General features: G+C 67.9%; 10 protein-coding genes. 9 read left to right on the forward strand and 1 reads right to left on the reverse strand.

Annotation, left to right across the window (positions count from 1 at the left end; translation table 11 throughout):
- On the reverse strand, positions 1–959 hold a 959-nt coding region (locus tag WB508_RS05705), incomplete at its 3' end, for a glycosyltransferase (RefSeq protein WP_423843916.1).
- A gap of 65 nt (positions 960–1,024) precedes the next feature.
- Here WB508_RS05705 and WB508_RS05710 point away from each other — a divergent pair.
- The 9 genes from WB508_RS05710 to WB508_RS05750 all read left to right on the forward strand — a co-directional run.
- On the forward strand, positions 1,025–2,380 hold the full coding sequence (locus WB508_RS05710; protein ID WP_423843917.1) for a TrkH family potassium uptake protein: 1,356 nt from the start codon (positions 1,025–1,027) through the stop codon (positions 2,378–2,380).
- A 73-nt stretch (positions 2,381–2,453) separates the two neighbouring features.
- Positions 2,454–3,080: a potassium channel family protein gene (locus WB508_RS05715; RefSeq protein WP_423843925.1), complete on the forward strand. Its 627-nt coding sequence runs from the start codon at positions 2,454–2,456 to the stop codon at positions 3,078–3,080.
- A gap of 82 nt (positions 3,081–3,162) precedes the next feature.
- Positions 3,163–6,015, forward strand: a complete 2,853-nt coding sequence (leuS, locus tag WB508_RS05720; RefSeq protein ID WP_423843918.1) for a leucine--tRNA ligase — start codon at positions 3,163–3,165, stop codon at positions 6,013–6,015.
- Between the two features lie 40 nt (positions 6,016–6,055).
- Entirely contained in the window at positions 6,056–6,901 is an 846-nt protein-coding gene (locus WB508_RS05725) for a DegV family protein (RefSeq protein ID WP_423843919.1), read from the forward strand.
- A 119-nt stretch (positions 6,902–7,020) separates the two neighbouring features.
- Positions 7,021–7,743, forward strand: coding sequence for a helix-hairpin-helix domain-containing protein (locus tag WB508_RS05730; RefSeq protein WP_423843920.1), 723 nt, complete (start codon positions 7,021–7,023; stop codon positions 7,741–7,743).
- The gene (locus WB508_RS05735; protein WP_423843921.1) at positions 7,740–9,953 is read left to right on the forward strand and encodes a ComEC/Rec2 family competence protein; all 2,214 of its coding nucleotides are present in this window, start codon (positions 7,740–7,742) and stop codon (positions 9,951–9,953) included. The genes WB508_RS05730 and WB508_RS05735 overlap by 4 nt, the downstream gene beginning before the upstream one ends.
- 9 nt (positions 9,954–9,962) lie before the next feature.
- Positions 9,963–10,934, forward strand: a complete 972-nt coding sequence (holA, locus tag WB508_RS05740; protein WP_423843922.1) for a DNA polymerase III subunit delta — start codon at positions 9,963–9,965, stop codon at positions 10,932–10,934.
- 4 nt (positions 10,935–10,938) lie between these two features.
- Positions 10,939–12,054, forward strand: coding sequence for a DUF418 domain-containing protein (locus WB508_RS05745; protein WP_423843923.1), 1,116 nt, complete (start codon positions 10,939–10,941; stop codon positions 12,052–12,054).
- 65 nt (positions 12,055–12,119) lie between these two features.
- On the forward strand, positions 12,120–13,443 hold a 1,324-nt coding region (locus WB508_RS05750), incomplete at its 3' end, for a M14 family zinc carboxypeptidase (RefSeq protein ID WP_423843924.1).

Consider the following 13,443-nt stretch of genomic DNA (forward strand, 5'->3'; position numbering starts at 1 on the left):
GGCAGGGCGGCCGGGACGTCGGCGGGGTCCATGGGCTTCCAGCTGGTGTCGCGCCACAGCGCCCGATTGGCGCGGAAGCCGCGGACCAGATCGCCCAAGCCCTTGAGCGTGTGCTGCACGACGACGAGTCGGAAGATCTCCTTGGCCAACGTCAACGCCGTGCCGAGGCCGAAGCCGAATCGATTGAGCTTGCCGTACTCGCGAAAGTACAAGCCGATGTAGGCGCGGTTGCGGATGACGTGAAAGCGGAACAGCGGGCTGCCGTCGTTGAGGTGACGGACGCCGAGATTGACCTGCTTCTGCTCACGCTTGCGCTTGAGCACGAAAGCGTCGACGTAGACGACCTTGGTGTGCTGGGCCGCCAGCCAGGCATAGGCAGCGTCATCCCACGAGATGAAGAAGCGCGGATCGGGAAGACCGATCTGACGCACGACGTCGGCGTGCACGAGCATGCCCTCGAAGGTGCCGGAGTTCGTGATCGCAAAGCCGTCGCGGTTGAACTGCTTGCCGCTGTAGGGCAGTGGCACGCCGAGAAACTCGTTGAACTTGGCCTGCCAGTAGAACGGTGTGCCGTCGAAGTCGTAGCGTCGACCGTGGATGACCTTGAACCGTTGCATCCACGGAGCGAACTGCTCAAGGGCGTCGGGCAGGATCTCGACGTCGTCGTCCATCAGCCAGACCCAGTCGGCACCGAGCTCCAGGGCCACGCGGGTGCCCTCGCTGAATCCGCCCGATCCGCCGGTGTTGGTGTCCAGCCGATGATTAATCAGCATGCCGTCGGGAAAGCTGGCGGACGCATCGGCGATGACCTGCTGGGTGTCATCGGTGCTGGCGTTGTCGACGATGACGATGCGAAACGGCGCGGTGTCCATGGCGGCGGCGCTCAAAAGCAGCTCGCGCAGGAAGCCCGAACGGTTGAACGTCACGATGGCAACGGCGATCTTCGGTGGAGAACTCACCCCGACACCGTATCGTCAGGGCGTCTTGCTCCTCCCCGGGTCCGGCGGCGCGGTACCGTCGCGGCATGCCCGGACCACCACGGCTGCGTATTCCCGCTGCCATCGCTCACCCGGTGCGGCTGCTTCCCCTCACCTTCCTCGCGTTGATCATCCTGGGCACCCTGCTGCTGCTCTTGCCGTTCACCCGCGCGGGCTCGGGCGGGCCCCAGTTCATGCCGGCACTGTTCACGTCGTCGTCGGCCGTCACGGTGACCGGTCTGTCGACCGTCGACACCAGCAGCTACTGGTCTCCGGCCGGCCAGGTCATCATCGTGATCCTGGTCGAGATCGGCGGGCTGGGCATCGTGGCCCTGGCCACCGTCCTGGGCCTGTTCATCGGCGGACGTCTGGGCATTCGCACCAGACTGGTGGCTCAGGCCGACATGCACGTCGTCAACATCGGCGAGGTGCGCCCGCTGTTTCGTCGCGTCGCGATCACGATGTTGTTCTTCCAGGCCGTCACCGCGGTGATCTTGACCTTCCGGTATCGAGGTGCGTACTTCGAGGACTGGGGCACCTCGCTGTGGCACGGCATCTTCGATGCGGTCATGGCATTCAACAACGCCGGATTCTCGCTGAACACCGACAGCCTCACGACGTACGCCGGGGACGGCTTGGTCCTGCTCCCCGTGTCGGCCGCCGTGTTCATCGGAGCCGTGGGATTCCCCGTCCTCGCCGAGCTGTTTCAGGGCTGGCGCACACCCAGCAAGTGGACCATCCACACGCGGCTCACCGTGTGGGGGTCGGTCGCCCTGCTGATCATCGGTGCGGTGATGTTCCTCGCTCTGGAGTGGTCCAACCCCGCGACGCTGGGCAACGAGTCGTTCGGCCACAAGCTGGTGACCGGCATCGAGGGCAGCGTCATGACGCGGTCGGGCGGTCTCAACAGCTTCGAGTGGGGGGCCGTGCGCCCCGAGACGCTCAACATGGGCGTCATCTTGATGTTCATCGGCGGCGGCAGCGCCAGCACGGCCGGCGGGATCAAGATCACCACCTTCCTGCTGCTGGCGTACGTGATCCTCGCCGAGCTGCGAGGAGACCCGGACATCACGGTGGGCAGCCGGTCGATCGGCGCCCAGGTGGTGCGCACGGCGATCTCGATCGCGCTGCTTGCGGTCATGCTGGTGACCGTCGCGACGTTCTCGGTGATGATGCTGACCGATGTCGCTTTCGATGCGGCACTGTTTGAGTGCACGTCGGCGTTCGCGACCGTCGGACTCAGCACCGGGATCACCGGAACCCTGCCTCCGACGGCACAGCTGGTCATCATCGTCTTGATGTTCATCGGTCGAGTGGGCACCATTGCTGCGGCAGGTGCTTTCATCTTGCGGCGGCGGACACCCCGCTACCACCTTCCCGAGGAGCAACCGATCATTGGATAGCCACGCAACATCTTCAAAGAAGAGTTCGAGTGGTCGAAACGGCAAGTCGCCGTCGCGCGACAGAGTTCTCGTCATCGGGCTGGGCCGATTCGGGTTCTCGGTGGCGCGGTCGCTCACCTCGATGGGCCACGAGGTGCTGGCCGTCGACGAACGCACGGACATCGTGCAGCGATATGCCAGCGACTTCACGCACGTCATCGCGGCTGACTCCACCGACACCGAGGCGCTGCGCCAGATCGGCGCCGAGGAGTTCGACGTCGCGGTCGTGGGCATCGGCACGGATTTGGAAGCCAGTGTGTTGACCGTGCTGAGCCTGCTGGACCTCGGCGTCGATGAGGTGTGGGCCAAGGCCGTCAGCGGCAAGCATGCGGCGATCCTCGAGCGGGTCGGGGCTCACTACGTGATCCGACCGGAGTCGCAGATGGGCAAGCGAGTCGCGCACATGGTCGCAGGTTCCATGACCGACTTCGTCGAGTTCGACGACTTCGCGATTGCGCGTACCGGAGCCCCGGAGTCCTCGCACGGCAAGACCTTGCAGGACGCGCAGCTGCGAGCCTCGTTCGGCATCACGATCGTGGCGGTCAAGTCTGGCAAGCACGATTTCGAGTACGCACGCGCCGAAACCGTCCTCGGGCCGACCGACGAGCTGATCATCTCCGGCCCGACCCACAAGGTGGAGAAGTTCTGCGCAACGTCGTAGACGACCCTCAGAAGTAGGTCGTGGACGCCCCGACGGGCTGCGCCCCGTGGGCCCGGCGGCCGTGACCCGTAGAATTCCGCGGGTGACCACGCCTGAGATGACGTCCGGAAGCGATCCCGACGCCCCCCACCGCTACACCGCCGCGCTTGCCGACCAGATCGAGCAGCGGTGGCAGAACCGATGGGAGTCCGAGGGCACATTCTGGGCGGCTAATCCAGTGGGCGATCTCGCCGTGAGCGCCGACGAGGCGGGCGCGCTGGGCGACAAGTTCTTCATCATGGACATGTTCCCGTACCCGTCGGGCGCAGGATTGCACGTGGGACATCCGTTGGGCTACATCGGCACCGACGTGGTGGGCCGATTCCGTCGGATGCTCGGCGACAACGTGCTGCACGCGCTGGGTTACGACGCCTACGGCCTGCCCGCGGAGCTGCACTCGATCCAGACAGGGGAGCATCCCCGTGCCAACACGTTGGCGAACATCGCCACGATGAAGCGCCAGCTTCGTCGTCTGGGCCTGGCGCACGACGATCGACGCAGCTTCGCGACCATCGACCCGGACTTCGTGCGGTGGACGCAGTGGATCTTCCTCCAGATCTTTGAATCCTGGTACGACGAGGACGCGCAGCGCGCCCGGCCGATTGCCGAGCTGCGAGCCGAGTACGAATCCGGTCAGCGCTCTGCCCCTGACGGTGCTGCGTGGGCGGACCTCGAACCGCTGGAGCGGTCGTTGCTGATTGATTCCGAACGGCTCGCGTACATCGACGACTCGCCGGTCAACTGGTGCCCGGGTCTAGGGACCGTGCTCGCCAATGAAGAGGTCACCCCCGACGGCCGAAGCGAACGCGGCAACTTCCCGGTGTTCACGCGCAGCCTGCGGCAGTGGAAGATGCGCATCACGGCCTACTCGGATCGTCTGATTGACGATCTGGACCGGGTCGACTGGCCCGAATCGGTCAAGATGATGCAGCGCAACTGGATCGGCCGGTCGGCCGGCGCGCACGTGCGTTTCCCAGTGTCTCGAGATGCGTTCATCGAGGTCTTCACGACGCGACCCGACACGCTGTTCGGTGCGACCTACATGGTGCTGGCGCCGGAACATCCGTTGCTCGCGACGATCATTCCCGACGGGTGGTCCGACGACGTGCCGCGCACCTGGACCAACGGCGAGGCCGATCCCGCGTCGGCAGTCGCTGCCTACCGGGTCGCGGCCGCGGCGAAGACCGATGTGGAGCGTCAGGAGAATCGTGAGAAGACCGGCGTGTTCACCGGAGCCCACGCGACGAATCCTGTCACCGGGGACCGAGTGCCGGTCTTCGTGGCCGACTACGTGCTGATGGGCTACGGCACCGGCGCCATCATGGCCGTGCCGTCCGGCGACCAGCGCGACTTCGAGTTCGCCACGTCCTATGGGCTGCCGATCGTGCCGACGGTGGCCGAGCAGGAGGGTCTCGATCACGCGTACGCCGGTGAAGGCACCATCATTGGCTCCTCCAACGACTCGATTTCGCTGGACGGCATGGCCGTGGCCGAAGCCAAGACGGCGATCATCACCTGGTTGCAGAACCACGGCCACGGGTCGGGCACGACCACCTACCGGCTGCGCGACTGGTTGTTCAGCCGCCAGCGCTACTGGGGTGAACCGTTCCCGATCGTGTACGACGCGCAGGGGCAGCCGCATGCCGTGCCGGACCACCTGCTGCCGGTCGAGCTGCCCGATGTGCCGGACTACTCGCCCCGCACCTTCGAGCCCGATGACGTCACGAGTGTGCCGGAGCCACCGCTGGCCCGCGCCACCGACTGGGTCACCGTCACCCTCGACCTGGGAGATGGCCCGCAGCAGTATCGCCGCGAGACCAACACGATGCCCAACTGGGCTGGCTCATCCTGGTACGAGCTGCGCTACGCGGATCCTCACAACTCGGCCCGGGCCGTCGATCCAGAGAACGAGCAGTACTGGCTTGGCCCGCGCGAGGCCGGCGGCACGGGGGGAGTCGACCTGTACGTCGGCGGTGTGGAGCACGCGGTGCTGCACCTGTTGTATGCCCGCTTCTGGCACAAGGTGATGTTCGACCTCGGTCACGTGTCCAGCGAGGAGCCGTTCCACCGATTGTTCAATCAGGGCTACATCCAGGCGTACGCCTTCACCGACGAGCGCGGGACGTACGTCGAGGCCGCGGAGGTCGTCGAGCACGAGGACGGTACCTGGACACACGAGGGTCGGCCGGTGCAGCGTGAGTACGGGAAGATGGGCAAGAGCCTCAAGAACGTCGTGACGCCGGACGAGATGTACGCCGAGTACGGCGCGGACACCTTCCGCATCTACGAGATGTCAATGGGGCCGCTGGATGCGTCTCGCCCATGGGACACACGAGCCGTGGTGGGTTCACAGCGCTTCCTGCAGCGGCTGTGGCGCCTGTTCGTCGACGAGGCGAGCGGCGACCTGCTGGTGGACGACGCCGCGGTGCCGGACGCCGACATGCTGCGCCACCTGCACCAGACCATCGCGGGGGTGCGAGCCGACATGGAGGGCCTGCGGTTCAACACCGCGATCGCCAAGCTGATCGAGCTGACCAACCACCTGACCAAGCAGCAGGTGCGGGCGCGTTCGGTGCTGGAGCCGGTGGTCTTGATGCTGGCTCCCGTCGCGCCGCACGTGGCCGAAGAGCTCTGGTCGCGCATGGGGCACGCGGAGTCACTGGCTCGCGCCTCATTCCCGGTGGTCGATCCGGCCCACCTGACGGCGGACACGGTCACCTGCGTCGTGCAGGTGGCTGGCAAGGTGCGAGGCAAGATCGAGGTCAGCCCTGACATCAGTGACGTCGAGCTGGAGGCCCTGGCCCTCGCCGAGCCCAATGTCGTGCGCACCATTGACGACCGTCCGATTCGCAAGGTCATCGTGCGGGCTCCCAAGCTCGTCAGCGTGGTCGTGTGAGCGCGCCGGACCAGCGCGACCCGGCGGCTAGGCTGCCCGCATGACTGTCGCGATCGTCACCGACTCCACGGCGAGCCTGTCGTCAGCCGATGCCAAGCGCGAGTGCATCGTCGTGGTTCCGCTGAAGGTCATCATCGGTGCCGACACCTTCGTGGAAGGCTCGGCCGAGCTCACGTCGGACATGATCGCCGAGGCACTGGCGGACTTCGTCCCCGTCAGCACGTCTCGGCCAACGCCGGCTGAATTCGCCGCTGCGTACGAGCAGGCCGTCGCTGACGGGGCCGAGCACATCGTCTCGGTGCACCTGAGCGGCAAGATGTCCGGCACCGTGGAATCTGCCCGGGTGGCGGCCCGTGAGTGTGCGATACCCGTGACCGTCGTCGATTCCGGTCAGGTCGGCCTGGGCGTGGGATTCGCCGCTGGTCGAGCCGCAGCGGCCCGTGATGCCGGCGGCGACGCGGCTGCCATTGCTGCGGCAGCGGTCCGGGCGGGAGAAGCCACCACGATCGCGCTCTACGTCGACACCCTGGAGTACCTGCGCCGCGGCGGTCGGGTCGGCGCAGCTGCTGCCCTGATCGGGTCGGCCCTTGCCGTCAAGCCGATCTTGACGATCACCGACGGCGTGGTTGTGCCGCTCGAGCGGGTGCGCACCTCGGCTCGGGCACTGGCTCGGCTGGAGACGCTCGCGGTCGAAGCCGTCCAGGCCTGCACGAACGGCTACTCCATCGGCGTGCAGCACCTGGCCAACGAAGCCGTCGCTGAGCAGGTCGCGACCCGGCTCGCGACCTCGCTCGGCGTCGACTCCGTCGCGGTCGACGAAGTGGGCGCCTCGATTGGCGCCCACGTCGGCCCCGGCATGGTCTCCGTCACCGTCACACCCCTCTGAATCTCCCCCGCCGATCAGTTCGTCCGCTCTGGTACCCACAGGGCACTCGGCGGGCGGGGATTTCCACACCGTGAGGTGCGGGAGTTTCGGCCTTGATCGGGGCTTCCTAGCGTCGTGGGATGAGGCAGGACGAGCCCGACGAGACCCGGGCCGAGGTCGCACGCCGAAGGCTCGCGCAGCTGGCGGCCGCCTTCGACGCCGAGATGCTGAGCGACGACACGGAGCTGCCATCGCCTCGTGAGGAGATGGACACGTCAGTCGCGACGGTCGCTCGGGCTCGACTGTCGGTCGCTCATCTGCGGGTGGTCGGCGTCCTGGCCGTGGCCGGTCTGGTCTTGCTCGGCTGGATGCTGTTGTCGGGGCGGCCTCACAGCAGCGATGCCGTGCCGCCGGTCACTGTGGCCTCGTCCGGCCCTGAGGGGGGCAGCGACGAGCCGACCCGGCTGGTCATCGACGTGGTCGGCGAGGTCGAGAATCCGGGCATTGTCGCCGTGCCTCGGGGGTCGCGTGTCTATCAGGCCATCGAAGCGGCCGGCGGACTCAAGGGCACGGTCGACACGTCCGGCGTGAATCTGGCGAGGGTGCTCGACGACGGCGAGCAGATCGTCGTCGGCCCCGCCTCGGACGGCGCAGGAGGCGATGCGGTCGACGGCAAGATCCGACTGAATCTGGCCACGCCCGAACAGCTCGACACGCTGCCGGGCATCGGCCCGGTGACGGCGGCAGCCATCGTCGCCTGGCGCGAGGAGAACGGGCGCTTCGCCACGGTCGACGACCTGCTCGACGTCACGGGCATCGGAGACGCCACGTTCGCTGACCTGCGCGATCTCGTCGTGCCGTGACATCGGGCCACGATCTGCGCCTGCTCCCAGCAGCAGCCGGGGTGTGGGCCACGGCTGCCGCACTCGGGGCCCATCGCTCGACGGTGGCACTCGCCGTCGCACTCGTCGCCCTGGCGCTGTTGGTCCTCACAGCGCGTTGGCGGCGGGACATCGCGGTGGCTGTCTGTTGCGTGGGACTGGTGGCCGTCTCGTGCGCGTGGCGGCTCGCCTCGGTCGAGTCGTCCCCACTGCGTGAGTTCGCTGCCGCAGGTCGAACCGGCACCTTCGAGCTGGACGTGCGGCGCGACGCGATCGCCTTCGCCCAGCATGGGGCGCCCCAGGCGGTGGTGCAGGTGGCGATCCGGCGGGCAGACGTCGGCGGGAAGCAGATCACCGACGCCGGACGGGCCACTGTCTTCGTCGAGGGGGAGGCGTCCGATCTGGTGGTGGGGCGTCGCTTCGCCGCTGTGGCGCGGTTGTCGCGCACCGACGCCACCCGCGAGGTGGCGATGCTGCACGTGCTCCGGCGGGGGAGGGTGCAGCCAGGAGCTTCATGGTGGGAATCTGCTGAGCGGCTGCGCCACGGTGTGCGCGACGCGGTCGAGCCGCTGCCGGCCCGGCCGCGCGCACTGCTGCCCGCTCTGGTCGACGGAGACGACGCTCGGGTCGACTCGCAGATGGAGCAGGACTTCATGCGCAGTGGGCTCACCCACCTGATGGCGGTGTCCGGAACCAACCTCACGATCGTCCTCGGACTCACCCTGTTGCTGGTGCGGGGTGCTGGCCTGGGTCGACGTGCGCTGTGGGCAACCGGATTGCTCACCGTGGTGGTGTTCGTGCTGATGGCTCGGCCGGACCCCAGCGTCGTGCGGGCTGCGGCGATGGGCGTGGTGGGTGTCGCCGCCATCGGGTTCGGCGGGTCCGGCGGCATGCGGGCGCTGAGCGTCGCCGTGGTGGCCCTGTTGTTCATCGATCCCTGGCTCGCGGGATCGGCAGGATTCGTCCTGTCGGTGTGCGCCACCGCTGGCATCTTGCTGCTTGCGCCAATGCTCGCCGATCGGCTCACCCGCTGGATGCCGCGCTGGTTGGCGTTGGCGATCTCGGTGCCGATCGCCGCTCAGCTGGCCTGCACTCCGGCCCTGACCGCGATCTCAGGTCAGGTGTCGATCGTCTCAGCAGTCGCGAATCTGCTTGCCGCCCCGGTCGTGGCGCCGGCCACCGTGCTGGGTCTGGCTGCCGGGCTGATGGCTGTGATCTCCACCCCGGTCGCGCACGTCGTGGCGTGGCCGGCCGGCTGGTGCGCCGCGTGGATCATCGCTGTCGCCCGCCACTGCGCCTCGCTCGACGGAGCGTTGCTGCAGTGGTCGGCTCCGTGGCAGCTGATGCTCCTGCTGGCTCCGGTGGCCACCGTGGTCGTTCTGGCCCTGGTCTCTCGTCCGGTGCTGGCCGCAGGCGTGGCGCTCGGCCTCGTGGTCGCCATGGTGCGACCGCCGCAGCTCGGCTGGCCGCCGGAGGGGTGGATCATGGTGGCCTGCGACGTCGGACAGGGCGACACCACGGTGCTGCGGGCTGCGTCGTCCTCGGCGGTGCTCATCGACGCGGGTCCGGACCCGTCAGCGGTGGACCGGTGTCTGGACCGACTCGGGGTCGATCACATCGCGCTGGCCCTCTTCACGCATGCCCACGCCGACCACATCGACGGCTGGTCAGGTGCACGTCAGGGTCGAGCAGTGGATCGCGTCGCGCACGGACCGACCGGTGGGCCAGGTGCCGTCGTGCTGGCGGCGGGGCAACGGTTCTCGGTCGGCGACGTGGTGGCAGAGGTCGTGTGGCCGGTCGACACGGCGCCGGTCGACTCGACGGACGGATCGGTGCTGAACGACGCCAGTGTCGTCCTGCGCGTGCAGGTCCGAGGCGTCGTGCTGCTGCTGTCCGGCGACATCGAACCCGACGCGCAGAATCGTCTCCTACGCACCGGGGCGACAGTGCGCGCGGACGTGCTGAAGATGCCACACCACGGCAGCGCCCGTCAGTCCGAGCCGTTCCTCGACGCGGTGGACGCCCGGGTCGCGACGATCAGCGCCGGAGTGGACAACGACTACGGACACCCGGCGTCGACGGCCCTGCGCATGCTCCGCGAGCGCGGAGTGCGTGCGTGGCGCACTGATCTGGACGGCGACATCGCGGTGGTGGTCCGTGACGGCACGATGGGCGTCGTCAGCCGCAGATAGGCTGTGCGCGTGGCCTCTCCGTTTGGCAAGATCCTCTTGATCACGGGCACCAGTGAGTTCGAGTCCGAACGCACGCGTCGGCGGGCCATCGCCGCGGTCCTGGAGACCGAGCCGGGCTGCCAGCTCACTGAGTCCGGCGCATCCGGTCTGCAGCCCGGTGAGCTCCTCGGACTCACCGGGGCGTCGCTGTTCAGCGACGCCACAGCCGTCGTGCTGACCGACCTGCAGGACCTGCCTGAGGTCGCCCAGAGCGAACTGCTCGACTACGCCACTCACACCTCACCTGACGTCGCGGTCGTGCTGGTGCACGCGGGCGGCAGCAAGGGCAAGGGTCTGCTGGACAAGCTGCGCAAGATTCCGGCGGTCAGCGAGGTCAAGGTCGAGCAGCCCAAGTACGAGCGTGACTACACCTCGTGGGTGCAACGGGAGATGCGGGACCTCGGATCCCGCATCGACGCGGAGGCCGCCGCCGCCTTGGTTGCCTCGGTCGGCCAAGACCTGCGAGCCCTCGCGGGAGCCGCGGCACAGCTGATCGCGAGCGTCGACCAGCAGCAGTCCATCGACCTGGAGCTGGTGCGCCGCTACTTCGGTGGTCGAGCCGACGTTCGGGGCTACGAGATCGCCGACGCCGCCATCAATGGTCAGCTGCACACCGCCATGGAGGCCGCGCGCTGGGCCGAGGCGGCCAAGGTGGCCCCCTTGGTCATCACGGCCGCGTTCGCGTCAGGCCTGCGCTCCCTGGCCAGGTTGGAGTCGGCGCCGCAGGGGCTGCGCGACAACGAGCTGGCTGTCGTCGTCGGCGCTCCACCGTTCAAGCTGCGGATCCTGCGTCAACAGCTCAGCGGCTGGGATGCCGCCGGACTGGCAGGCGCCATCCGTGCCGTGGCCGATGCGGACGTGGCGGTCAAGGGCGGGGGCGCCGATCCGGGTTACGCGATCGAGCACATGGTGCTCACGGTGGCCAGCCTCCGGGCTCGATGAGCCGATGAGGGCGTCAGGGCGGGTCGTTGCGGTCGACCTGGCCCGGGGCCTCGCGCTGGCCGGCATGATGCTCTCCCACCTGGGGCCGGTGCAGATCGGCGACGTTGCACCGATCAACGAGATCGTCAGCACGGGCCGTGCTGCTGTGCTGTTCGCCCTTCTGGCCGGGGTGTCGCTCACCCTCGTCCAGCAGCGCGATCCCGAGGGTGCCGGATCGCTCCGGGCCACGCTCGTCCGCGGGCTCCTGCTGGTCTTGCTCGGTCTGTCCCTGGGGTCGCTGCGCGACATGCCCGTGCTGATCATCCTCGCTGTCTACGGACTCCTCATCGTGTCGGCGGCGCCGCTGCGCGGTGTACCCACCAGCACGCTCGTGCTGCTGACCGGTGCGTGGGCCCTGCTCGCCCCCCTGGGCCTTCTGGTGCTGCGCATCCACCACGACCCGGTCCTCAGCGAGCAACCGAGCTGGTCTGACGTCCAGGATCCGTGGCGACTGATCAGCACGATGTTGTTCTGGGGTGGCTATCCGGCCGTGGTCTGGATGGCGTACCTGCTCGCTGGTCTGATCATCGGCCGGCTCGATCTCACCGACCGCGTCACCGCGGCGCGTCTCGCCGTGGGTGGAGTGGTCGCCGTCGTCGCCACGCTCTCGGTGGCGTGGCTGCGCGACCGCGACTGGGCCGCCCTGTTCGACCGCAACCCGTACGAGCCGGCCACGTGGGACGACCTGTGGGTCGTCGGTCCCCACACGTCGATGCCACTGAACGTCGTCGGCGCCATCGGCAGCGCGGCTCTCGTCCTCGGCCTCGCCGGGCTGGTGGTCCGTTCCGCGATAGCGCGGCGGTTGGTCGCCCCCATCAGCGCGGCGGGTGCCATGAGCCTGACCCTCTACACGATCCACGTGCTCTGGACGTGGGGTCTGCGTCTGGACTCCGACAGGGTGGCGCTGGGCAGCTGGGAAGGGTGGACCCTGCAAGTCGTGGTGCTGTTCACGGCCGCTGCGGTCTACCGACGGTTCTGGCGGCGCGGCCCGCTCGAGCAGGCGTTCAGGTGGCTGACGGTCGACGGGTGGCTTCTGCGGCGAGCCAAAGAAACTCCTGCTGAAAGAACTAGATTTCTCTAGTCCAACGTGACTAGTGCGGGATCGGGTCGTTAAGCCAACAATCACGACCCACAGGAGCCCAATACATGCGCACCACATCTCGTCGTTCCCGTCTTCTCATCGCGTCGGCCACCGCCGCGCTCGTCGCTGGTGTCTTATCGCCCGCGCTCGTCGGGGGAGCGGCCCAAGCCAGTGACAGTGACTTCGCCCCGCGCCTGGTCACCGTCGACACCCCGACCCGAGCCGACAAGGAGCTGTTGCAGACCCTTGGGCTCGACCTGACCGAGCACGCCGGCCACGACTACATCGAGGTGGTGCTGCACAACGGCGGTGACCTCGCCAGACTGTCCGACTCCGGCCTCGACCACGACGTCCGCATTCCGGACCTCAATCTGCGCTCCGCCCAGAACAACCGGGCGAACGCCGCTTACGCCGCTGCCACCGAGAGCTCGCCGCTGCCGTCGGGTCGAGACACCTACCGCACGTTGGCTGACTACAACAAGGACATCAGCGCGCTGGCTGCCAGTCATCCCTCGATCGCCAAGCAGATCGAGATGCCGCACAAGTCCCTCGACGGACGCACCGTGCACGGCATCGAGATCGGTCGCGACGTCGCCGCCGCCGAGGACGGACGCCCGACGTTCCTGCTGCTCGGCGTGCACCACGCCCGCGAGTGGCCATCGGGCGAGCTCGCCATGGAGTTCGCCCACGACCTGGTCAAGAACTACGGATCGGACCAGCGGATCACCGGTCTGCTCGACAAGTCTCGTGTGATCGTCGTACCGGTCGTCAACGTCGACGGCTTCGAGCTGTCACGCACCGACGGTGGCACCGTCGACCTCCGCGAGGTGGACAACGGCGGCCTTGCCTCGAACCTCGCCACTCCCGGCAACGCGTACAAGCGCAAGAACTGCCGTGCCGTCGACGGTCAGGACCTTCCCGACGGCACCTGCCGGGCCACGAGCCTCACCAGCCCCGGCGGCTTCGGCATCGGCGTCGATCCGAACCGCAACTACGGCGGATTCTGGGGCGGTCCGGGAGCCTCGGACGTCAACGCTGATCCCACCTACCGCGGTGCGGGACCGTTCTCGGAGCCAGAGACCCAGAACGTTCAGGAGCTGGTCAGCTCCCGACAGGTCACGACGCTGATCTCGAACCACACCTATTCCAACCTCGTGCTGCGGCCCAACGGCGTGCACCCGGACACCATCGGTCCCGACGGCAACCCTGTGGGCGATGCGCCCGACGAGGCGGGCCTGAAGGCGCTGGGCGCCAAGATGACCGCTGCCAACGGCTACCGCAACATCCACGGCTGGGAGCTGTACGACACCACGGGCACCACGGAGGACTGGTCGTACAACGCCACCGGCGGATACGGCTACACCTTCGAGATCGGCCCGGACGAGTTCC

Source organism: Aeromicrobium sp. (assembly GCF_049586495.1).
GTDB lineage: Bacteria > Actinomycetota > Actinomycetes > Propionibacteriales > Nocardioidaceae > Aeromicrobium.

What these genes read in the sequence shown, in the direction of transcription:
- WB508_RS05710 (WP_423843917.1), top strand. Translation starts at nt 1,025, where the DNA reads ATGCCCGGACCACCACGGCTGCGTATTCCCGCTGCCATCGCTCACCCG.
- WB508_RS05745 (WP_423843923.1), top strand. Translation starts at nt 10,939, where the DNA reads ATGAGGGCGTCAGGGCGGGTCGTTGCGGTCGACCTGGCCCGGGGCCTC.
- WB508_RS05730 (WP_423843920.1), top strand. Translation starts at nt 7,021, where the DNA reads ATGAGGCAGGACGAGCCCGACGAGACCCGGGCCGAGGTCGCACGCCGA.
- WB508_RS05725 (WP_423843919.1), top strand. Translation starts at nt 6,056, where the DNA reads ATGACTGTCGCGATCGTCACCGACTCCACGGCGAGCCTGTCGTCAGCC.